The following is a 21,634-nucleotide window of genomic DNA, read 5'->3' on the forward strand; positions in this document are numbered from 1 at the left end:
CGCTCCCTGCTCGCCGGACATTCTCCTCGACACACTAGTGCGCGGCGGTGCCGCCCGGCGGTGGGCGGCGGTTCGGTGGGCGTACCTCGAAAATCACCGCACGAACCAGGCGATATTCGCCGTATCGGCTGCTCAGGGAAGCGGAATCGGCGGCGCCGGCGGGAACCGGACGGGTAGCGCGTCCAGTGCGCGGTTGTAACCGCCCACCCGCCAGGACAGTTCGTTCACCGGCTGCGCGAGTTCGATTTCGGGTAGCGCGTCCAGTAGCTGTTCCAGTGCGTAATGGCCGATTACGAAGGAGGGGTCCTGGGCCGGGCAGACATGGGGTCCCGCGCCCCAGGCCAGATGCGACTGGTTACCGGAACGGTCGCCGGTGCCCATACCGACCACCGCCGGATCGCCGCTGACCGCCGCGGAGCTCACGATCACCGGTTGATTCGCCGGCAGCCACACCTTGCCGACGAGCTGCGGCCGGCGCGGGTACCGGATACAGAAATTCGCCAGCGGCGGGTCGGTGAACAGCACTTCTTCGATCGCTTCCTTGATGGACAGGGCGCCGCCGAGCAGGGAATCGGCGAAACGGGGATCGGTGACCAGCAGTACCAGCGAATTGATGATCAGATCCGACATCGGCTCGACTCCCGAGCCGAACAGCATGACCACCTGATGTGCGACCTCGAGATCTTCCAGGCCGGCCGGGTGCGCCATCATCCACGAGGTGACATCGTCGGCCGGGGCGCCGCGTTTGACGTCGAGCTCCTCCAGCAGGATCGTGATCAGCGATTGGTTGGCCACTTCGGCGGCTTCCGCGTTCTCCGCCATCCGGATACCCCCGATCGCACCCAGTAGCCGCTGGCCGGTCTCGAGCGAGAAGCCCAGCATATGGTTCACCAGCTGGAACGACAGTGGCACGCTGAACCCGGAAACGAGTTCGGCCGAGCCGGTTTCGCAGAAGCTGTTGATCAGTCCGGTGGCGGTGCGTTCCACCGGCGTGCCCGGCGCCGGCCCGGCCTGCCAGGTGCGCGGATCGGAGGAGAAATGCTCGTGGTCGTTGAGGATCTCCAGCGCTTCCCGGTAACCGATCACCAGGGTCGCCGGCATTCCGGGCTGGATCTCCACCGGCACCAGCGAACCGTGGGTTCGCCGCATTTCCCGGTATGCCGCGTGTGGGTTCGCGGCGAACTCGGGCGTGTAGATCGGTACGGCGGGGCCGTCGAGCTCGATCGGTGAGGAAAACATCCGGGTTCTCACGGGTACGACAACTCCTTGTGCGCCGACGGTGGGACCGCAATAGGCCCACCGGCTACTCCGTCGGCACGCAGCCCGGGCCGATCGTGAAAACCGCGCTCACGGATCGCTGAATGTCATTGCGTTCCAATATGGTTCTGTAGCGAAAGTACACGACTTGATACAGTCGGCCCGCGTGGATCGGGTACGGTCGGCGAACAGGACTTCGGCATGCCCGGGGTCGTCGCGGCGGGCCGGTGGCCGTGAATGTGATGTCGAATCTGTTTCGGAGGCTTCGGATGTCCCTTTCTCATGCCGTGGTACTCGGCGCGAGTGTCGCCGGATTGCTTTCGGCCGCCGCGTTGAGCAAGAACTTCGGCACCGTCACGATCGTCGAACGGGATCAGCTCTCCGAAGGTGCCGTGCCGCGCCGCGGTGTGCCACAGGGCAATCAAGTGCATCAGCTGATGCCGGCCGGTCTGGCGCGGATCGAAGAGTTGCTACCGGGGTTCGGTGACGACCTCCTCGAGCAGGGTTGTGAACGCTATGACGTCGACCGTGATGTCGCGATCCTGTACCCGCGGGGCTGGGCCGCCCGGGTCGCCGGAGGCATGGACGTCATCGGCTTTCTCCGGCCGACCTTCGAATGGGTGCTACGGCGGCGGGTGCTGGCGCTGCCCAATGTGCGCGCGGTGCACGGTATCGCCACCGGGCTGCTGGCCGGCGCGGACGGCACCGCCGTCACCGGGGTGAAGGTGACCGGGGCCGACGGCGAGAAACTGGACGCCGATCTCGTGGTCGACGCGACGGGCCGCGGATCCAAGGCACCGAACTGGTTGAGCGAACTGGGTTACACACCGCCGGCCGAACAGCATGTGCGGCCGCACCTCGGTTACGCCACGATGGTGGTCCGCTTGCCCGAGGGCGCGCTACCGGACGGGTTCCGCGGGATCGCCGCCACCCCGAACCCCGCGCATCTCAAAGGCGGAGCCATTCTGCCCTGCGGTAACGGACAGCATGTGGTGGCGGCCATGGGGATGTCGAAGAACTACCCGCCGGCCGGGTATGCGGAACTGCTCGACTACCTGGACGAGGCCCCGAGCCCCCTTCTCGGCCGCGTCGTGCGCGCCGGGGAATTGATCGTCGAGCCCGACACCTACCGGATGCCGGGCAATCAGCGCAGGCTGTGGGAGCAACTGGACCGGCGGCCAGAGGGATTCGTCGTCATCGGCGATGCCGTCGCGGCATTCAACCCGATCTACGGCCAGGGGATGACGATCGCCGCGATCGGTGCCTCCCTGCTCGCGCAGGTCGTCGCGTCCGCGGACGGCTCGGTCACCGGGATCGCGGAGAAGTTCGCGGCCGAGCTGGCGCCGTGGACCGACTACGCCTTCGCCATGGCCGCGAACACCGATGCGTTCTTCCCCGGCGCCGAGTTCGTGAACTACACCCCGCCGGATCCGGAAGCCGTCGCGGGCGAAGCGTTCGCGGTGGCCGCCGCCACCACCGATCCCGCTGTCGCTCAGGCCATGCGGCGGGCCGCCTATTACATGGACCCCTCCGGGATGCAAGCACCTGAGGTCCAGCAGACCATCGCCGAATGGGCGTCCACCGGGCGGCAGCCGGACCCGTCCCTGACCGATCCGACCGAACTGCCGAGCACAATTCACAACGCGGGCTGAGCGTGCTCGCTCGCGAGCCCGGTCCGGCTTCACGGTCCTGACGCGGTTACGCCGGCCGGGGAACGAACCTGGCGGTGAGATGCCGGGATCGGAGATCGACAACGGCGACGAACCGGGTCGTCGGTCGTCTTCTGCTGACGCCCGGCGGCGGGGCGGCTACCGGGATGCCGTCAGCAGACCGCCGGGGCCGCTGACGACTCGTGTGCCGAACCGGGCGCTGATCTCGCCGAGCGTATTTCTCAGCCATCGGGTATCGGCGGGTCCGGCCCGTTCGAGTTGCATATGCCTGATGTGCAGCGGCAGCATGCGCACTTCGGCGGGCTCACCGGGATCGAGGCCGACGAGGTAGAGCAGCCGGAGTTCGGGCCGGTAGGACTCATGGCCGCCGATTCCCTCGTAATCGTCGACGATATCGCCGCAGCCGTACAGGATGGGTTTGCCTCGATAGATTTCGATCGCGCGGGGATGGTGTGCGGAGTGGCCGTGCACGATATCGATACCTGCGTCGATCAGCCGGTGGGCGAATTCCTGCTCGCTGAGGCCGGTGCCATAGCCCCAGTTGGGCCCCCAGTGCACCGACACGATGGTGTGGTCACCGCTGCGGGCGAGTGGTGCGAACCGGGCCGCCACCTCGTCGGCGTGGCGGGCGCCGGGGTGGTCGATCAGCCAGATTCCCGGGCGGTCGCGGCCCGCGGCCCAGCTCGCGGGGACACCGCTGGACCGGGTCGATATCGACACGATCAGTACGCGGTGACCTCCCGGAACCGGTACCTCCACCGGTTGCTGTGCGGCAGCGAGGTTCGCGCCCGCGCCGGGGGCCCGGATATCCGCGCGGGACAGCGCCTCGAGGGTGTCGGCCAGTCCGCGGAGACCGAAATCGAGGGAATGGTTGTTGCTCAGTGCGCAGGCGTCGGGCCGGAATGCGGTGAGCGCCGCAAGGTTGCCGGGGTGCATGCGATAGTGGACCCCTTTGCCGGCCGCGAAACTGCCGTCGGCGGTGATGGCGGTTTCCAGGTTGACCAGCCGAAGATCGGGTGCGAGTTCCTCGAGGAGCCGGTTCACCGCACCCCAGGGGCCGGTGAACCCGTAGGGCCGGGGGATCGGCCCATTGGCCTGCTCGGCCAGCTCGACATAGCGCCGGGCATCTCGGACACACGGCTCGTGTAATCCCGGATGCCCCGGTCGCGGCAGGAGCTGATCCACGCCACGGCCGAGCATGAGATCACCACCGAGCAGGGCCGTGACCGTCATGGCGGCGCCGGATCCGGCGATATCGGTTCACCCGTTCCGGCCCGGCCCGCCGGTCGGGCACCGAGCTTCATACAGAAACGCTACCACCGGACGCTGATCTGATCGAGCCTGGTCAGCGCCTGTTCGCACGGATACGGCACATGCTCATCGGGCCAGGAAATGCCAGCCCAGCCAGGCCCACACCAGGATTGTGAGTATTCGCAGGACGCGGGACCGCAACAGCAGGCGGAGTGTTTCACCGAAGGTGGTGCAGCGCTGTGAGCGGCGCGCCGCGAGTTCGGCCAGTACACCCGCCACGGCGAGCGCCGCGAACCCGAGGAGAACGAGAGCCCGGTCGGTCATCGCAGCAGCCGCCACCCGGCGGCCAGCCATATCAGCCAGCCGGCCCAACGGCCCGGGCCCTGTTCGAGCGCCGGATCCAGCAGTGTGGACAGGGTGGGATGGGACCGATCCGGTACATTCCACGATTCCTGCCGCGACAGTGCGAACAGTTCCCAGCTCGAAATCACCAGCAGCAGAAGCGACCACAGCAACAGGCCGTTGCGCAGTCGTGGCCCCGGCGAAATCGGCTCGGACGGCCGGCGAACGGCGTACACGAGTACCGCGCCGGCAATGATCACGACCAAACCTGTTGCTGCCCATTCGAAGGGACGGGTCAGGGCGCCGAGTGTGGCGACGACGAGCGCGGCACCTGCCCATATCGCCGGTGGAAGCGAACCCCCATCGGCCGGCCGGCTCGATTCGGCTGCCATGATCGGCAGCGTACCGCCACTGTCGCCTGGTCCGGGGCTGTGCGGGGAGTGGCGTCGGCCCTCCGGTTCAGGACGCGGTGGCGGGCGGCTGCCAGGCCGGGTCCCGGCCGATGAAGGCCATCAGCTTGTCCTGAGCCGAGGCGTTCTCGCCGACCGGTACGGCCGGTCCGAACTGTCCGCTCTCGCGCAGCATCCGATCCATCGGCGCCATACCCTCCAGTGCGGTACGGCAGCGCTGTTCGCCCAGGTCGGGTTCGCGGCCCAGGGCCTTGGCCAGGTCCCAGCTGTGCATCCAGATATCGGCTGTGTAGAAGGTATCGATCGCCTGGTCCACCGGCTGGTCCCCGGTGTGCGGATTGCTGTGGACCCGTCCGGCGGGGTTGTCGAGAATGCCCTGGATATCGGCGACGTGCCGTTTCCATGCCGTCACCGGGTCGGCCGCGATATCCAGGGCGGGCAGCTCGATTCCGGCGCCGCCGAGGAACCCGCGCGACCATTCGATCAGATGCCGCACGATATCGAGGGCCGTCCACTCCGGGACCGGGCTGGGACGCGTCCACTCCTCGGCGGAGGCGGATTCGACGAGTGCGGTGAACCGGGCCGCGTCCTCGAAATGCCGGGTCGCGGGGCCTGCGACCGCGGGTGTTCCGGACTCCGGTGCCAGCAGGTGGTCGAGTTTGTCGTAACCCTCGCGCACACCGGTCTCCATACCGCTGGCCAGCATCCCGTCGCGGGTCGCGAAATCGGCCACTACGCTCAACGTCCGCAGCCGGGTGCGTCGCTCGCCGACCCTCTCGAAGGTCAGCGTTTCCAGCGCGACCCCGTCCGGTTCGCCGGTATAGGTGAAAGTCCACACGATCCGTTCGGCCGGCCGTACCTCGTGGAAACTGCCGTAGAAGGCGGCGATCTCCACGCCGTCGCTTTCACTGGCGAATGCCCACGCGCCGCCCGTGCGGGCGTCCCAGCGGGTGATCTTCGTGCTCAGCGAACGCGGACCGACCCACTTCGCGTAGAGGCCGGGGTCGATATGTGCCCGGAACACCTGGGCGGGCTCCGCATCGAACTCCCGGACGATCTCGATCGTGGGAACGTTCTCGTCCGCGACGATTCTGGTGTCGTACCCGGTTGTGGTCATGATGCCTCCTTCGGCGGGAATACCTGCGGTTGTTCGTCGTCGGCCAGCTGGGCCAGCACCGCATCCAGGCGCTGGTAGCGCTGTTCCGCGGTGCGTCGATAACGCTCGATCCATTTGGTCATCAGGTCGAATATCTCGGCGTCCAGATGCACCGGCCGCCGCTGGGCGTCTCTGCTCCGGGTCACCAGCCCGGCGTCCTCGAGGACTTTCACATGTTTGGAGATCGCCTGCAGGCTCATCTCGTAGGGCTCGGCGAGTTCGCTCACCGTCGCGTCCGCCGCCGCCAGCCGGGCCACCAGTGCACGCCGGGTCGGATCCGCCAGTGCCGCGAACACGCGGTTGAGCCGTTCCCCGGATTCATCCATACGATCGTCCTCAACTTTCTGGTTGATTAACAAGGTAGGGCTCTTGCGGGGATGTAGTCAACCTTCTGGTTGATGAAGAAGTGTGGGTATGCCCGTGATCTGTCCAGAGTTCCGGTCCGGTCGTCTCGCCGTGGTCGGCCGGATGGTTTCCGGTGTGCTCGCTCACGAAACAGAGAGGGGTGCCTCATTCGTGGAACCGGTCACAACGAGCGCATGGATCGCCGGCGTATCCCCGGCGGGCATTTTCGCCCGAATAGCGCCTATTTCAAGCTATTTCACAAGAATGTACCGGTCTATGGTCGACTACGTCGGGTAGCTATGTTACCGAAAGGTATTGTGGCACAGCTCTCTTTATCGTCCGAATGGCCCTTGACCTGCGGGTGTGGTGTTCTAAGCTGATGAAAGTCGATGGGCGGCAAGGGCTCATCGGGGATGTGGCCGGATACGGTGCCGCACCCCTGACATTCGCGCGGTAAGGCGAAACGGTGGACCACAGGGTCGAGACCAGAAATACGTCGGAATATTCACCACAACCCAGGACCGGAAATATCGACCGACCGGGTTCGCAATTACCATCCGATTGGAAATGCTGGTCCATTTCGGCGCTCGGCCTGCTCACTCTCATCCTGCTGTTCCAGCCCTGGCTGTCGGCTTCGGGACCCCGTGGTGACGTGCAGGCGGATGCTTTCGGCCGGCTCGACGGTTCCGTTCCCGCGCTCCGCAACGTCGGCGAACGCCTCACCGACAGCATCGTTTCCATCAGCGGGCTGTGGGGCATCCTGGCCGCCGCGGCCGCCGTGATCACCGTGGCCGCGGCGTGGTCGTACCGGATGTTCGGTATCGGATTGCCGGCGATGGTCGGTGCCGGTGCGGCCAATGCCGTACTCGTCCCCGCGGCGCTGCTGCACCTCAACGGCAAAGCGCCGGAGCTGCACGCGATGACCGAACAGCACGACGAACTGAAAACCGCGCTCGGCGATATCCTGGGCAAGCTCTTCGGAGGCGGCAGCGAATCCGGCCCCGATACCGCACCGGTGGCTACCGCGGTGTTGACGAATCAGGCACTCGTCTGCGGCCTGGTCGCGGTGCTCGCCGCAGTGCTCGCTCTCAGCATGCGGAAATCGATACGGGCGAGCACCGCCGCTGCCCTTGTACCGGCTGAAGTTTCCCGCCCCGGCCCTGCCGAGCTACCGGCCGACGCCCGCCTCGCGGTTTCCGAGAGCGTGACGGTCCTCGAACAGCAACTCGATATCGCTCTGCCGTACGAGCCCCGGCTGCTCGGTGCGGCCGGGTCCGATCACGACGACCTCGGAGTCGGTAAACGCCTCCTGACCCGTGCCGAACTGCCCCGCCGGACCGACGGCCCGGCGCGCCGCGACCGGCCTACCGCCCGCCGCGTGCGGCCTCGTCCCACCAACCGGCCCGCCGCCACACCGCAGCCCGGCAGCGGGGCCGCCTCCGCGAAGCGTTCGGCCGGCAACTGTGGTTCGCCCCGATCGGGCCGGCCGCTCATCCCCGGGTGAATACGGCGGGCTCGCCGACCTGCAGGTGGTGTCGGTTTCGTCCAAGACATCGGCAGCGGCACTTTCTAGGCTGAATGCAGATCGAATCCGACGCCCATGCCCTGGAGGAATTAGATGACACGCGAACTGGTCTACACGGGTTTCATGTCGCTGGACGGCGTCGTGGACTCGCCCGGTGGCACAGCCGAGGGGCACCGCAGCGGCGGCTGGGTGATGGACACCGAGTTCGTGCCCGAAGCGTATTCTCTCAAAGCCGAGGAGCTGGCCGATACGACCGCGTTGCTGTTCGGCCGCCGCAGTTACGAGGCGTTCGCCCCGGTCTGGCGCGATTCGGACGATCACGCCGCCTACAAGGATCTGCCCAAGTATGTCGTCTCCGCCGGACTGAGCGAGGACTCCCTGGTCGAGGGCTGGGGTCCGACCACGATCCTGCGATCGGCCGACGACGTCGCGAAGCTGAAACAGGCCGACGGCGGCGCGATCTACATCCACGGCAGTGCCGAACTAGCCCGCCGCCTCGCCGACGCCGACCTGATCGACCGGTACAACCTGCTGGTGTTCCCCGTGCTCCTGGGGGCCGGGAAGAGCTTGTTCGCCCGGTCGGACCGCGATAAGCAGACGCTGCGGCTGCGGGATTCGGCGACCTACTCCAACGGAGTGACCAAACTCGTCTACGAGGTCGCACACTGACCGGGATCGAGCGCGAGCGCGCCACCGGTCCGGGTGCGCAACTCCTGAGCGGTCCGGCCGACGTACCGGCGTAGTGCGCGGGCGAGATGGGGTTCGTCGTAGTACCCGAGTTTGGCGACGACATCGCCGGGCATCTCGCCCGAGGCCAGCAGCAGCGCGGCGGTGCGGGCGCGGCCGATCTGCCGGACGGCGCCCTGGGTGAGCCCGGTCGCCGCGCGGAACCGTCGTTCGAGAGTTCGCTCGGTGACCGCCGGTGGTGAACCCGCCAGTGTCGCCGCGACCAGAGGGTCGCGGATCACGACTTCTTCGCGGACGAGCCGGTCGACGAGCGCCTCGGCATCGTCGGCCCGCGGGGTTTCCCGGTGGGCGCCGTCGAGCCAGAAGGTCCGGCCGGTCACATCGGGCAGCGCGATCCCGCCGTCCACCAGAGCCGGCGTCGCCGTCGTACGCAGCGATGTCCCTACCGCGAATTGGATACCGACGAACTGCGCGCCTTCCGGCACGGGTGCGGTAGCCGTGCGGCTCTCCGGTCCGGTGATCGCCGTATAGCGGCGCCCCTCCAGTTCCCAGAACACCAGGCCCCAGGTCTCGGTCGCCACCGATGTCATCTCCGAGACCTGCTCGCTCCGGCAGATCCACACGGACTCCACCCACGGCGAATCCGATGCCCGTGTCTCGAACAGCAGTCCCATTTCTCCACTACGCTTCCGGATGCGGAAATCGTGCACGAACTGTTGTCTCATATTGCGCTCGAGTGTTACCACCGATGTGCCCGGAAGAGACTCTGACTCGAGGCATCTCCTTTCGACCTGGTGAACACTCGGCAGGACGAAAGGACATCGGTGTCAGTAACCACCCTGCGGCGTGACCGGTCGGTCCGGCTCACCGCGGCAGCTGCGGTCCTCGTTGCGATGACGGGCTGTACTTCGGGGGAGGCGGTATCGACGAACGAATCCGGCCGGGCCTCGGCAACTTCCGCGAGTGCGCCACCGCCACCCGAACCTATGGCGGATCTGTTGCCGGGAATGCCTCCGCCGCTGCGGTTCGACGATATCTACGCGGCCAACCGGGAGCTGAGTCCGGCGGTGGCCGAGCATCGCGAACTGGTGTATGTCCCGAACAGCCGATCCCATGATGTCTCGGTGATCGACCCCGCGACCTTCCAGGTGATCGACACCTTCTCGGCCGGTGGCGTGGAACCGCAGCATGTGGTGCCGTCCTACGATCTGCAAACCCTGTATGTCACCAACGATCTGCCGATCGGCGGCGGCAGTCTGCTGCCGATCGATCCACGCACGGGTAAGCCGGGGGAAAGTTTCCCGGTGCGGGATCCGTACAACATGTATTACACACCGGACGGCAAATATGCCCTGGTCGTCGCCGAGGCGGATAAATCGCTCGACTTATACGACCCGGTGTCCTGGGAGAAGAAGCAGGCGATCCCGGTCCCGGACTGTGCCGGGATCGATCATATGGATTTCACCGCCGACGGCCGGTTCGCCCTGGCGAGCTGCGAATTCGCCGGACGGATGTCGGTTATCGATATCGCCGGGCGCACCCTGGTACGCACCATCGATCTGCCGCACGGACGGCACGGGATGCCGCAGGACGTCAAACTCTCCCCGGACGGCCGCACCTTCTTCGTCGCCGATATGCACGCCGGCGGTATCTACACCTTCGACGCACTGAGTTTCGACAACACCGGTTTCATCCCGACCGGGGCCGGTACGCACGGGTTGTATGTAACCCGGGATTCCAAGCAGATGCTCATCACCAACCGCGACGAAGGCAGTATCTCGGTATGGGATTTCGCCGCTGATGCTCTCGTGCACAAATGGTTCCTGCCGGGCGGTGGCAGCCCAGACATGGGTAACCTGTCAGTCGACGGCCGGACATTCTGGGTATCCGGACGCAAACACGACGAGGTCTACGCGATCGATATCATCGATTGGAAGTTATTGGCTCGTATCCCTGTCGGCCAAGGACCGCACGGTTTGACCGTGTGGCCGCAACCAGGCCGCTACTCGACCGGGCACACCGGGGTCATGCGATAACCGAAGGGGCTTGCCCGCCCCCGGGCCGAGCGAGTTGGATGGGAACGGGTCGGGAGGAATCCGCAACCGCGGAAAGATCAATGGGAGAAAAAGTATGAAACGTCTTCTGTCGGGCAGCATCGCCGTCGCGGCCATCGCGATCGGCGCAGTAGCCGGTGCGGCGCAGGCAAGTGCCGGAACCGGGCTGCCGCTGCAACCGGCCACCGAGGTGACAGCCCCGTCCGCCGAATCGGTGCAGCTGCCGATCGCCCCGGGCTCCTCGGCCAACGAAGCGGCAGGGATGGCGCAGCTCGCGCAGATGTTGTCGACCATGTCCGCTGCCTGATCACAGCGGGTGAATGCTCTCGGCCCGGTTGCCACACACGCTTTACCTGTGCGGCAATCGGGCCGATTGCTGAAGAGGCCCGGCAGGTGCGGAGAGCGACAGCGCACCAGGTCAGAGCACGATCTGTGTGATGTTCATTGCTACCGGGACGCCACCGGCGGACACTGGAGGAATGGTTGACAGGGAGCAGCGCACACCGTTCTACGGGGTGGTACTGATTCTCGCGGCGCTGGGTGCGGCGATGGCGGTCAGCTACTACGGGCCGACGTGGTTCCGCGTCACCGTCTACATCCTCGCGGTGATGGTTTTCCTGGTCGGCGGCGTGATGACCTTCCGGGATTACTCGCGCTGACGTCGCGAATATCGGTGATCGTCCCGGTTCCACGGGCGGCGCTCGGTCGTGGCATCAGTGGGGTGCGGGGATTTCGCCCGGCCGGTACTTCGGCAGTCGTGATGCGGGCAGCGCGGCGGCGGCGCTGATACCGGCGAGGATGAGGAAACCGAGCTTCAGGGTGCGCAGCCGCTGTTCCTCGTTCAGGGTGACGGCGGCATCGACCTGTTCGGGAGTGGCGGTGGTCTGCTCGAGAAGGGTGCGCAGTTCCTCGTTGCTCACGACGTTGACGTTGTCGAGGTCCACCTGCGCGGCCAGTTCCGGCGGCAGCTCCGGGTGTTCTTCCACGGACTGGGTCACCCCGAAGCTCAGCGTGGTCACGAGCACGGCGCCCATGACGGCGGTGCCGACGGCCGAGGCGAGGTTCTGCGCGGTACCCCGCAACGATCCGACATCGCCGGCGAGTTCCTTGGGCGCGGCGGTGACCAGAACATTGAACACCAGCGTGACCAGCGCGCCCTCCCCGATCCCGAAGACGATGAGCCCCAAGATCGTCGGAAGGGTTTCCCAGTTGTTCGTCACGGCGAAGGCGAGCCAGAGCAGCGCGACCGTCGTCAGGCCGAACGCGAAGAGGGCGATCACGCGTGGCGGGTACTGCTTGTAGAACCGGACGATCAGTGTCGCGGTCACGAAAACGGTCAGGTTGAACGGGATCATCGCCAGCGACGTATCGAACGGGCTGCGTCCCTGCACGACCTGGATGTAGGTGGGGATGGTGAAGTTCACCGCGGCTTCCATGGCCACGATGACGAACATCGCGTAGATGGCGGCACGCTCGGTGGGCCGCCCCAGCACGCCGAGATCGATCAGCGGAACCTTGCCCTGTCGCGTCCGGCGCCTGGTCCATATGACGAACAACTGGCCGAGGATCACACCGGCCACGACCAGCACCGGCGCGGGTGAGAGTTCGAGTATCGAGAACGGCGCGGCGTCTTTCGCGAAGACGATGCCCCACGCGTTCAGGTTGTTGAAGCCCAGGGTGAGTACGACGATTGCGGATCCGATCAGCACCGAGGCGAAGATATCGATGCGGATATTCGGGTCGCCCTCATCGGTGCGGAGGCCGAAACTCAGCGCGAAGACGGCGACCGCGATCGCCAGCGTGACACCGAAAACGGGACGCCAGCCGACCAGGGTTCCGAGCGTGCCGCCGATCAGGAATGCGCTGACACCGGAGATGGCGCGGGCCGAACCCAGCGAGCCGACCGCTGTCGCCTGCTGATCGCCGGTGTAGTTCTCCGCGATGAGCGCCACCAGCGCCGGAACGATGATCGCCGCGGCGGCGACGGTGTTGTCCGGCACGGTCAGGCTCCTTTCGCGCTGTCGGCGGCTGTGACGGGCTGGTGGACGGAGGACGCGAAGAGATTCAGGCCCAGGGCGCGCGAGAGGTAGGCGCAGGCACGTTGCCCGCGGACACTGTTTCCCGCCGCATCCAGCCGCGGTGAGAATGTGCCCAGCGCACCCTTGCCCGGCGATATCGCCACGATGCCGCCCGCGACACCGGATTTCGCCGGCAATCCGATCTCGAACAACCACTCCCCGGACCGTTCGTAGAGCCCGCACGAGGCGAGCACGGCCAGGGTGTCGCGGCATACCTCCGACGAGACCACCTGCTCCCGGGTGATCGGGTTGACGCCGCCGTCGGCCAGGGTTGCGCCCATGACCGCGAGGTCGGTAGCGGTTACGGCGAGGGCGCATTGGCGGGTGTAGATGTCCACGGTTTCCAGCGGGTCGGTGTCGAGGCGCCCGTAACTCTCCAGGAGTCGCGCTATCGCCTTGTTGCGCTGGTTGGTGAGTATTTCGGAGCGATAGACCACCCCGTCGAGTTCGAGATACCGCCCGGCGAAACGGGACAGGCCGGTGCGGATGTTCTCCCATTGTTCCGCCGGGGTCGCGCCGGGCATCAGCGCCGTCGTCGCTATCGCGCCCGCGTTGACCATCGGATTCATCGGGCTGCCCGCATTGAGTTCGACGGCTATCACGGAATTGAACGGCAGCCCCGTATTGTTCACGCCGACACGTTCGTGAACGGCCTGGTGCCCGTACGCCTCGCAGACGAGTGCGAAGACGAAGGCCTTCGAAATCGACTGGATCGAGAACGCGATCCCGGTGTCACCGGCCGAGTGGGTACGCCCGTTCGTCCCGGCCAGCGTCAGCCCGAACCAGTTCGGATCGGCTTCGGCCAGGATCGGGATGTAGTCGGCGACCTGCCCGTCGTGCAGGCCGGCATAGCGCCGGTGGGCTTCGGTGACGAGTTCGCCCACTCGGGATTCGGTGGGAAGATCGCCGGTGAACGCATGCTGTGCGCCCCGAACGATCGCACCGACAGCGCCCGGGATCAGCGCATCCTCGACGAGCTCGCGGCGGTCGGTGCCGCACTCGCTCCGCTGGAGGAGCGCCCTGTCGCGCGTTCTCGCACGATTCGACGGGTACGCGGCCCGCTACGGCGAGGCACTGCGGAACGCCGCAGACGGACTGCCCGGCTGGATCGACAAAACCGATAGAGACTCCTGTCATCGTGTCTGGTTCCAACTCCACGAAGACCTCATCGCCACCCTCGGCATCGACCGACGAGACGAAGCATGACGACGCTGCGGCACCGGATCCGGCCCGCGATCGCCCTCACGGGCGTGGCCGGCCATCGGGGACGGTGGGCTCGGATGGTCGCCGACGGGCCGAGCCGACGGGCCGAGCCGACGGCGAGCACAGTGGCGATCGCCAATGTGGCGGTCGCGATCGCGATGTAGCCGTACACGCCCGTCGCGGAGTTCACCGCCGCACCGTCGATGATCGTCCGGGTGGACGAGAGGACGGCTGCACCCACGAACGTCATGACCACCGAGCCGATCGCGCCCACGACCGAGACCATGCTCGAGACCGCTGCCTGGCGATCGGCCGATACGAGCGATCCCGCCAGGTTGAAGCCCGTGGTCAGGAGGGCGCCCATCGTGCACTGCAGCAGAAAGGAGCAGGCGATTGCCGCGGGCAGCCAGGACGCCCCCGTGAGCATCCCCGCGGCGCCGGTAGCGCCGACCGTCGTGGCGACGGCCAGCGTGGCCGCCGGTCCGATCCGGGTCGCGAGCCAGCCCGAGAGCACTCCGCCGACGACAACCCCGATGGCGGGCATCCCGAACAGCAGCCCCAGCATGCCCTGCGCGTCGAGCCCGTAGCCGAGCTGCTGCTCGTGCGAGACCTGGGCGATCAGGGCGAGGAGCTGATCCATGCTCTGCGTCGCTCCCGTAGCGAGCACGATGACGAGCAGCGTGAGCAGCAGGGGCCGCCCGAGGTTGCTGATATCGATCACGGGATCGGCGGCCCGCCGAGAGTGCCGTACCCAGTACGCCAGCGCGGCCAGACCGGCGCCGAGGAGGGCGAACGGGACCACACCGAACCAGCCGATCTCCGGGCCCAGACTGATGTAGCCGAGCACCGAGACCAGGCCGGCGCCCAGTAAGAGAGCCCCGCCGACGTCGAGTCGGCCCGATGTCCTGATCGTGGATTCGGGGATGACGGCGCGCACGGCGACGGCGGCGGCGCCGCCGAGTGCGGCTGCCGTCACGAAGATGACGCGGAAGCCGAGCTCGGCGACCAGATTCTCGTAGAGGAAGGCGGCGCCGAAGTTGAGTACAGCGGTGCCGGTGGTGACGATTCCGACCGCGGGCATCGCGATCCGTGGTTCGCAGAGTTCGCGGACGATCGTGGCGGAGAGGAAGACCGATGCGATGACGGCGCCTTGGGCCAGTCGTCCGAGGGTGAATACCAGCAGGTTGGGAGCCAGCACGCAGATGACGGAGCCGGTGCAGCCGATGAGCAGCGTCATGACGAGCATCCGGCGTTTGCCGCGCAGGTCGGCGCTCCGGCCCAGCAGTGGGGCCCATAGTGCACCGGCGAGCACCGCGCTCGAGCTGATCCAGGCCGCCTGATCGGTCTGGAAGTGCTCGAGTATCTGCGGGAGGAAGAGCAGCGGCGCCACGATCACGGTGTCCGCCATCAGATTCCCGATGAGGAGTGCGGCGATTTGTGCGGCGAGGCGCTTGTTCCACCGTCTGTGCCGTGTCGTGCCCGGTGGAAGGCCGGTGTCCGGCGTGGTGTCCACGAAAGCTCCTTTGCGGATGGTCGAGCAGTTTCAGCGCTGCCGCCACGGTTCGATCCCGGATGATTCCCCGCCCCGAGCCAACACCTTAACTAAGTTAAGGAGGGGTGGCAATCGGTCGGTCGAATTCGAATAGGGAGGGGTGACGCGGGCGGCAGTCGTCACCGCGTCCGATATCGCGCCTGTGCGCGCGGAGTTCTTCGGCCCTGCCCGGGTGGCTACCGCGCCCGATGGGCGCGGGGCTGCGTCATGTCATGCGCGGGAGGGGAAGTCGGCGCTGTCGGCGTCCGGCGAGTGGGAGAAGATCGTTGCCTCGAGGCGGAGTGACCCTTCGGGGCCGAGCCCCGGGACCGCCCATTGTGGCGGCCCGGCTGAACGGCCGTCAGTGCAGCCGGGCCGCGAGTCCGTCGAGGAGAACGCCGAGCTGCCGTTCGAACCTCGGGGCGCCGTCGTCGCGGAGATGCCCTGCGGCCTTGACCAGTTCGGCGCCTTCGCCGAGCCATGCGTCACGTCCGGCGAGCGAGTATCGAGCGGGATCGGCACCGGTGGACGGGCTGCGCTCCTGTTCTTCGATGACGAAGCCGACCACGAAGGCGGTGGTCAGGTCGAGGGTGTCGTCGGCCTCGGGCAGTGAGAATCCGGCCGCGGTCAAGCGCTCCAGCCACGATTCTTTCGCCTTCACCACTTCGGGGTCGGCGACACGCGTGCCGCTGAAGATGCGCGCCCCATCCCGGTGCATCAGATACTCCGACCTCAGGACGCGGGCGTAGGCGGCTATGTCGTCACGCCAGTCTCCGCCGCGCGGGATCGCCGCGAGGGCGTCGGTGACGCGTCGCATGACGAATGTGGCCATCTCGTCGAGAAGTTCCTGTTTGTTGTGGACGTGCCAGTACAGGGCGGGGGCCTTCACGTCGAGCCGGGAGGCGAGCGCGCGGACGGTGAGGGCGTCCATGCCCTGCTCGTCGAGCAGTTCGAGTGCCGCCGTCACGATCTGCTCCCGCGTGATTCCTTTTGCCACGGTTGACACCTTAACAAAGTTAAGGCACCGTTGTCGGCATCGGAGATTAACTTAGTTAAGGAGTCATCTCATGCGCGCTGCAGTCGTCAACGCCCCCGACGCGACACCCGTTTGCGCGGACTTTCCGGATCCGGAACAGCAGCCGGGACGAGCGCCGCTGAGGCTGGTCGGCGCCGGTTTGCACCACGTCGTCCGTGGGCAGGCCTCCGGCCGCCACTACGGCGGCGGCCGAGCGCATCCCCTCGTACCGGGCATCGATGCCGTGGCCCGGACCGAGGACGGGCGGCTGGTCTACACGGGGTTCGCTCGGGCGCCATGGGGAACCATGGCGGAATGGATGGTCACGCCGTTCGAGGCGGAGCTTCCCGCCGGGGCCGATCCGCTCGCCGTCGCCGCCGGTATGAATCCCGCTCTCTCCGGGTGGATGCCGCTGACCGCCCGGCGCGAGGAGGCGGGCGAGCTCGGCACCGTACTCGTGCTCGGCGCGACCGGCGCATCCGGTGGCCTGGCGGTGCGGGCCGCACTGGCACTCGGTGCGAAACAGGTCGTCGCGGCCGGGCGCAACCGCGCGGTGCTGGAACAGCTGCGCGGCCCGGGGGTAGTGACCGTTGCGCTCGCACCGGAAGCGCCCGACTCCTGGTCGGCCACCCTCGCAGCGGCCGTCGCCGAGGCGCAGCCCACCCTCGTCCTCGACTATGTGTGGGGCACCGTCGCCGAGGCCGCCTTCACGGCATTGGGAAGTTCCCGCCCGGCCGACAACAGCGTGCCGGCCGACTACGTACAGATCGGTTCGCTCGCCGGAACCGAGGCGTCGCTGCCCGCGGCACTACTGCGCAGCCGCCGGATCCGGATCAGCGGCAGTGGTCTGGGCTCGGTCTCGAAGGAACAGATGATCGCCGAGTTTCCCGCCATTCTCGCCCGGTTCGCCGACGGTACCTTCGACGCGCCGTACACCGCGTACCCGCTCGGCCGCATCGGCGAAGCCTGGGCGCATCAGGGTGGTAGCCGGGCCGTCGTCGTCCCGGACTGACCGGGCAGACCGGAGCGGAAGGGAAACGGCATCATGCGCAAACGCGCACTGGTCGTCGGGCTCGGGATCACCGGTATGGCCGCGGCCATCGGGCTGCGGCAGGCCGGCTGGCAGCCGGTGATCGCCGAACGGGCCCCGCAGCGCCGGAAAGGCGGCTACTTCGTCGGTCTGTCGGCGGCGGGCAAGCAGGCCGCCGCCGACCTCGGTATCGACGGCCACCTGCACACCCGTAATCCACCCGACGGCGGGAAGGCATGGTCGCTGAACCGGCGTGGGGACCGTGAGCCGGGGCTGGGATTCCTGCATCAGCCGGGCAACCCCGTAGCAGTGGTCCGCGGCGATATCGAAGCCGCACTCTGGCAAGGCATCCGCGGCGACGCGACGGACGAGCCCATCGAGGTACGGTTCGCGACGAAACCCGTCGAGATCGACGACACCGGCGGCCACGTGCGCGTGCTACTCGAGGCCGCCGGCGCTCGCTACCGCGAGAACTTCGACCTCGTCGTCGGCGCCGACGGACTGCGGTCGGGCGTGCGCCGCCTGATCTTCGGCCCGCACGAGAACTACATGACGGACTGGGACGCGATGATCTGTGCGTTCCAGCTCCGAGAGCAGGTGCCGTCCTTCGCCGAGTCGGACAGCATCATCAGTGCCCGCGCGGGCCGTGCGGTGTGGGTGTTCGGATTTGCCGACCGGCCCCCGACCGCCTTGCTGACCTACCGCACCGGGGATACCGAAGGCCAGCGCAGCGGGTCCGGGATCGAGCGGCTGCGCACCGTCTTCTCGGGTATGGACGACCCCGCGGTGCGGCATGTCCTGGACTCCTTGGAACAAGCGCCGGAGTTCCTGTTCGACTCGGTGCACCAAGTGAAGATGCCCCGGTGGAGTGAAGGGCGGGTCGTGCTCACGGGCGATGCGGCATGGTGCCCGAACCTGTACTCGGGAATGGGCGCCGGCTGCGCCCTCCGAGGTGGTGCCGAGCTCGGCAAGGCGCTGAGGGAATCCCCGGACGACCTCGATACGGCACTGACCGCCTGGGAGTCGCGGTTGCGCCCGTTCATCGGCAGGCATCAGCGCGTTGCCAGGTTGAAACAGCAGATGTTCGTGCCGTCGAGCCGTACCGCCGAGGCGGTGCGCTCGGTGGTCCTGCGCCTCGGCGGCACGGTGCGGCAGCGGCAGTCGGCGAAGAGTCGTGCCGAGAACGGGAGGGCGTCACGCCGGTGACCATCGCGATCTTCCCGCCCATTCGGCTGCGTGGTCCTGGACGAAATCGGTGAAGGTGCGAGGTGGACGGCCGGTCAGGTCGAGTACCGCGGTACTGATCTGCTCTTCCCGGCCGGCTCTGATGCCCTCCTCCACGGCGGCGAGGGCGGCAGCGAACTCGGCGGGCATACCCGCGGCACGGTATCGGGCCGCTTGCTCGTCGACTCCGATCTGCACCACCTCGACCGGCCGTCCGGTACGAGCGGCGATGATCGCTGCTGCGTCCGAATAGTTCAATGCTTTCGGGCCGGTGAGCAGGTAGTCGCGCTGATCGCCGGGCTCGACGGCCGACCCGGCCAGCAGCGCGGACGCGGTTGATGCGATATCGCGCGCGTCGATCCAGCCCAGTCGGCCGTCACCCGCAGCGGTGTGGATCTCGCCGTGCTGCCGGATTCGCTCGCCCAGCGGATGCGGGCTCAGGAAGTTCTGCATGAACCCGGCTGCGCGCAGAACGACCCAGCCGGGCTGGGTCCGTACCCGGTCGGCCAGCTCCAGCGCACCGGTAGCGTTCGGCAGCGTGATGGCGGAGCCGAGAAGGACCACCCGGCGCACGCCGAGGCGTTGTGCCTCGTCCAAGAACGGATCGACGAGCGGGGCCGGGTCCACGCTGTTGATCGGAGGCACCAGGAAGACCCGGTCCATCCCGCGCAGTGCGGCCGGGTGGGTGGCCGGGTCGCCCCAGTCGAACCGGACGGCGCCGGAGCGGCCGGCTTCCGGGTTGCGGCTGGCTACCCGGACCGGTACGCCGCGGTCGCGTAACAGTGTCGCCACCACGCTGCCGGTCTTTCCGGTGCCGCCGGTTACCAGCACACCGGTCATCGGGCCGTCTCCGACTGCAGCGAGGTCAGCAGATCGGGCAGCGTTCCGGCTGCTGTCGCGTTGGCAACCGGGTTCCAGTAGTCGCGAAAGGCGGTGATCGCACCGGACTGCACGGTGATCACCACGATGTAGTCCATCCGGTAGGGCTCGCCGGAGCGGACCGAATACCCGTGCGCGGTGTACTCCACCACCACGGTGTCCGGTCTGGCTGTGTGATGCACCGTGAGTGCCGGGATTTTTCGCACGTCGTACATCTCCGGGAACCCGGACAAGTAGCCGCGGATCTCTTCTCGACCGAGGAGTCGGCGTGGCGCTGCCCCGGCGGCGAACGGGAACTCGGCAGTGCCTTCCTCTGTCCACAGATCGGCAACGGCGTCCATATCCTTTGCCAGCAGCAAATCCAGTAGGCGGCGCATTGTTTCTTCGGGTGTGCGGGGCACGGGGACCTCCATTGTTCGAGGAGTATTCAGTCCAGACCAGAATGGAGGCGGGCTCGAGACCCGGGAACCCACAGCCGAGCCCCGGACTGCCAGTCCGTGGCTCACCGGAGACCCGCGTGGCACCATGAGCCGGGTGAGCAAAGCCGAACTGGCCGACTTTCTGCGCCGCCGCCGGGAGGCATTGCACCCGGACCGAGTTCCGGAAATTCGCGCGTACTCGCCCGGCCGACGTTCCCGGCGCACCCCCGGGCTGCGCCGGGAGGAGGTCGCGGCGCTGGCCAATATGTCATTCAGCTATTACGAACGCCTGGAACAGGCCCGCGCCCCGCATCCATCTCCGGAGGTGCTGGCCGAATTGGGCACAGCACTACAGCTCACCGCCGCGGAGTTCGAGCACCTGGTGCGCCTGGCAGGGCAGGTCCCGCCGGCCGGGGATCGCGGTCCCGCCCCGGTGCCTGCCGATGCTCAGCAGCTGCTGGACCGGCTCGGGTCGATCCCCGCCTACCTCGTCGACGGCAGGCTGGACATCGTCGCCTGGAATTCTGCGGCAGCGGCGTTGATCACCGATTTCGGGCTCTTGCCCCCTGACGACCGCAACGTTGTGCGGCTGGCCATCCGGTACGGCGGTACCCTCTGTGGGGCACCGCCGAGCGAGGAGGGCGCGCTTGCCCGGCAGTTCGCCGCCCAGTTGCGCTCGGCCGGCGTTCGCTACCCGGCCGACCGGGGCCTCGGCGAACTGGTCGACGAGTTCGCCGCGCACAGCCCGGAGTTCGCGGCCGGCTGGCGCGACCACGATGTTCGCCCCGTACCCACGCTGCACAAACATCTGCGTCACTCCGAGCTGGGTGAGCTCGAAGTTACCTGTCAAACCCTGCTGCTGCCCGGAACCGATCTGCAGCTGGCGATGTACATTGCGGAACCGGGCAGCCCGAGCGCCGCCGCGCTCGCCTCTTCGGGTTCGGCACCGCCGCCCCGGCGGTGATCGCCCGCTCGAGACGTCCTCATGCCGAATACCGTGCGTTCGCGGTAACAGATGTGCCGATCGGATGTGACAGATATGGTGGTCGGCCACAGTGCGGCTGCCCGACACGGCCTATGCCATCAGGCCGTTTATCGAACATATGTTCTATGGGTGGGGTAAAGTCGGCGGGGTGAACACACATTCGACTGCACTGGCACCGCATGCGCCGACACGGAGATGGTCGGACCTGGCCGATGTCGACTTGCTGCGCACACTGGTCGAAACCGAGCGCCACCGCCGACGCCTGGGCGCGGCCATGGTCGCTGCCGTCGCCGAGGCCGAGCGCCGTGGTCTCGCCGCCGACACCGGCTACCGGGATACAGCGGAGCTGTTGAGTGATCTGCTGCGGATCAGTACCTCCGAGGCGCACCGGCGAATCGAATGCGCCGCTCCGCGGCCGCGATCGCGTTCCAGAAAGCCGTGGAGGGCCTTGGCGGCCGTGAGCTGAGCCGGGCGGGTCGTAGCCCGGCCGAGACAACGACGGCGAAGGCTGCCCGGTTCAATACGCGATGGCGGACAATTCGTCCGTAACCGCCGAATTCCAGGGCGGCCTCC

Annotated in this window: 23 protein-coding genes; 10 read left to right on the forward strand and 13 right to left on the reverse strand. The window is 67.3% G+C overall.

From position 1 onward, the window contains the following. Window positions 1-132: 132 nt before the first annotated feature. Entirely contained in the window at window positions 133-1,251 is a 1,119-nt protein-coding gene (locus tag ON22_RS03335; protein WP_033244180.1) for a cytochrome P450 family protein, read from the reverse strand. A 275-nt stretch (window positions 1,252-1,526) separates the two neighbouring features. Here ON22_RS03335 and ON22_RS03340 point away from each other — a divergent pair, with 275 nt between their 5' ends. After that, window positions 1,527-2,909, forward strand: coding sequence for an FAD-dependent oxidoreductase (locus ON22_RS03340; RefSeq protein WP_033244181.1), 1,383 nt, complete (start codon window positions 1,527-1,529; stop codon window positions 2,907-2,909). Between the two features lie 156 nt (window positions 2,910-3,065). On the opposite strand, the gene ON22_RS03345 is transcribed toward ON22_RS03340, so the two are convergent. The 5 genes from ON22_RS03345 to ON22_RS03365 all read right to left on the reverse strand — a co-directional run bounded on the left by ON22_RS03345 (window position 3,066) and on the right by ON22_RS03365 (window position 6,412). After that, window positions 3,066-4,160 carry a CapA family protein gene (locus tag ON22_RS03345; RefSeq protein ID WP_033244182.1) on the reverse strand — a complete coding sequence of 365 codons (1,095 nt, stop codon included), beginning with the start codon at window positions 4,158-4,160 and terminating at the stop codon, window positions 3,066-3,068. 144 nt (window positions 4,161-4,304) lie between these two features. Beyond that, entirely contained in the window at window positions 4,305-4,502 is a 198-nt protein-coding gene (locus ON22_RS03350; protein ID WP_156052290.1) for a DUF6186 family protein, read from the reverse strand. After that, window positions 4,499-4,912, reverse strand: coding sequence for a hypothetical protein (locus tag ON22_RS34360; RefSeq protein WP_051157109.1), 414 nt, complete (start codon window positions 4,910-4,912; stop codon window positions 4,499-4,501). The genes ON22_RS03350 and ON22_RS34360 overlap by 4 nt, the downstream gene beginning before the upstream one ends. Before the next feature lie 67 nt (window positions 4,913-4,979). After that, window positions 4,980-6,047: an SRPBCC domain-containing protein gene (locus tag ON22_RS38405; protein ID WP_033244184.1), complete on the reverse strand. Its 1,068-nt coding sequence runs from the start codon at window positions 6,045-6,047 to the stop codon at window positions 4,980-4,982. After that, window positions 6,044-6,412 (reverse strand): ArsR/SmtB family transcription factor, encoded by a 369-nt coding sequence (locus tag ON22_RS03365; RefSeq protein ID WP_033244185.1) that lies wholly within the window; start codon window positions 6,410-6,412, stop codon window positions 6,044-6,046. Before ON22_RS03365 ends, ON22_RS38405 begins: the two co-directional genes overlap by 4 nt. A 485-nt stretch (window positions 6,413-6,897) precedes the next feature. Here ON22_RS03365 and ON22_RS03370 point away from each other — a divergent pair, with 485 nt between their 5' ends. Next, entirely contained in the window at window positions 6,898-7,935 is a 1,038-nt protein-coding gene (locus tag ON22_RS03370) for a hypothetical protein (protein WP_156052291.1), read from the forward strand. A 114-nt stretch (window positions 7,936-8,049) separates the two neighbouring features. Next, on the forward strand, window positions 8,050-8,625 hold the full coding sequence (locus ON22_RS03375) for a dihydrofolate reductase family protein (RefSeq protein WP_033244187.1): 576 nt from the start codon (window positions 8,050-8,052) through the stop codon (window positions 8,623-8,625). Here the strand turns inward: ON22_RS03375 and ON22_RS03380 are convergent. Continuing rightward, window positions 8,607-9,368 carry a helix-turn-helix domain-containing protein gene (locus tag ON22_RS03380; protein WP_231508557.1) on the reverse strand — a complete coding sequence of 254 codons (762 nt, stop codon included), beginning with the start codon at window positions 9,366-9,368 and terminating at the stop codon, window positions 8,607-8,609. The two genes, ON22_RS03375 and ON22_RS03380, sit on opposite strands and share 19 nt — an antisense overlap. Window positions 9,369-9,467: 99 nt before the next feature. Here ON22_RS03380 and ON22_RS03385 point away from each other — a divergent pair, with 99 nt between their 5' ends. From ON22_RS03385 to ON22_RS03395, 3 genes are all read left to right on the forward strand, one after another. Further along, the gene (locus tag ON22_RS03385) at window positions 9,468-10,679 is read left to right on the forward strand and encodes a YncE family protein (RefSeq protein WP_231508558.1); all 1,212 of its coding nucleotides are present in this window, start codon (window positions 9,468-9,470) and stop codon (window positions 10,677-10,679) included. A gap of 94 nt (window positions 10,680-10,773) precedes the next feature. Further along, window positions 10,774-11,004, forward strand: a complete 231-nt coding sequence (locus ON22_RS03390; RefSeq protein WP_033244189.1) for a hypothetical protein — start codon at window positions 10,774-10,776, stop codon at window positions 11,002-11,004. Window positions 11,005-11,176: 172 nt separating this feature from the next. Next, a complete protein-coding gene (locus tag ON22_RS03395) occupies window positions 11,177-11,356 on the forward strand; it encodes a hypothetical protein (protein ID WP_033244190.1) in 180 nt (59 codons plus the stop codon). Between the two features lie 54 nt (window positions 11,357-11,410). Here ON22_RS03395 and ON22_RS03400 read toward each other — a convergent pair whose 3' ends face one another. The 4 genes from ON22_RS03400 to ON22_RS03415 all read right to left on the reverse strand — a co-directional run bounded on the left by ON22_RS03400 (window position 11,411) and on the right by ON22_RS03415 (window position 16,506). Beyond that, the gene (locus ON22_RS03400) at window positions 11,411-12,697 is read right to left on the reverse strand and encodes an MFS transporter (protein WP_169332445.1); all 1,287 of its coding nucleotides are present in this window, start codon (window positions 12,695-12,697) and stop codon (window positions 11,411-11,413) included. Between the two features lie 2 nt (window positions 12,698-12,699). Next, window positions 12,700-13,737 carry a glutaminase A gene (glsA, locus tag ON22_RS03405; protein WP_306306580.1) on the reverse strand — a complete coding sequence of 346 codons (1,038 nt, stop codon included), beginning with the start codon at window positions 13,735-13,737 and terminating at the stop codon, window positions 12,700-12,702. A 203-nt stretch (window positions 13,738-13,940) separates the two neighbouring features. Then, entirely contained in the window at window positions 13,941-15,491 is a 1,551-nt protein-coding gene (locus ON22_RS03410; RefSeq protein WP_063820525.1) for an MFS transporter, read from the reverse strand. 379 nt (window positions 15,492-15,870) lie between these two features. After that, window positions 15,871-16,506, reverse strand: a complete 636-nt coding sequence (locus tag ON22_RS03415) for a TetR/AcrR family transcriptional regulator C-terminal domain-containing protein (RefSeq protein ID WP_033244593.1) — start codon at window positions 16,504-16,506, stop codon at window positions 15,871-15,873. A 70-nt stretch (window positions 16,507-16,576) separates the two neighbouring features. On the opposite strand from ON22_RS03415, the gene ON22_RS03420 reads away from it, so the two are divergent. After that, window positions 16,577-17,536, forward strand: a complete 960-nt coding sequence (locus ON22_RS03420; RefSeq protein ID WP_033244192.1) for a zinc-binding alcohol dehydrogenase family protein — start codon at window positions 16,577-16,579, stop codon at window positions 17,534-17,536. A 33-nt stretch (window positions 17,537-17,569) separates the two neighbouring features. Further along, the gene (locus ON22_RS03425; protein WP_033244193.1) at window positions 17,570-18,760 is read left to right on the forward strand and encodes an FAD-dependent monooxygenase; all 1,191 of its coding nucleotides are present in this window, start codon (window positions 17,570-17,572) and stop codon (window positions 18,758-18,760) included. On the opposite strand, the gene ON22_RS03430 is transcribed toward ON22_RS03425, so the two are convergent. Continuing rightward, entirely contained in the window at window positions 18,749-19,618 is an 870-nt protein-coding gene (locus ON22_RS03430) for an NAD(P)H-binding protein (RefSeq protein WP_033244194.1), read from the reverse strand. The two genes, ON22_RS03425 and ON22_RS03430, sit on opposite strands and share 12 nt — an antisense overlap. Next, on the reverse strand, window positions 19,615-20,058 hold the full coding sequence (locus ON22_RS03435) for a nuclear transport factor 2 family protein (protein WP_197039664.1): 444 nt from the start codon (window positions 20,056-20,058) through the stop codon (window positions 19,615-19,617). The genes ON22_RS03430 and ON22_RS03435 overlap by 4 nt, the downstream gene beginning before the upstream one ends. 133 nt (window positions 20,059-20,191) lie before the next feature. Here ON22_RS03435 and ON22_RS03440 point away from each other — a divergent pair, with 133 nt between their 5' ends. Beyond that, window positions 20,192-21,040: a helix-turn-helix transcriptional regulator gene (locus ON22_RS03440; protein ID WP_033244594.1), complete on the forward strand. Its 849-nt coding sequence runs from the start codon at window positions 20,192-20,194 to the stop codon at window positions 21,038-21,040. Window positions 21,041-21,209: 169 nt separating this feature from the next. Continuing rightward, window positions 21,210-21,527 (forward strand): DUF222 domain-containing protein, encoded by a 318-nt coding sequence (locus tag ON22_RS03445; protein WP_231508560.1) that lies wholly within the window; start codon window positions 21,210-21,212, stop codon window positions 21,525-21,527. The last annotated feature ends 107 nt before the right edge of the window (window positions 21,528-21,634 follow it).

Source organism: Nocardia carnea NBRC 14403 (assembly GCF_000308515.1).
Classification (GTDB): Bacteria; Actinomycetota; Actinomycetes; order Mycobacteriales; family Mycobacteriaceae; genus Nocardia; species Nocardia carnea.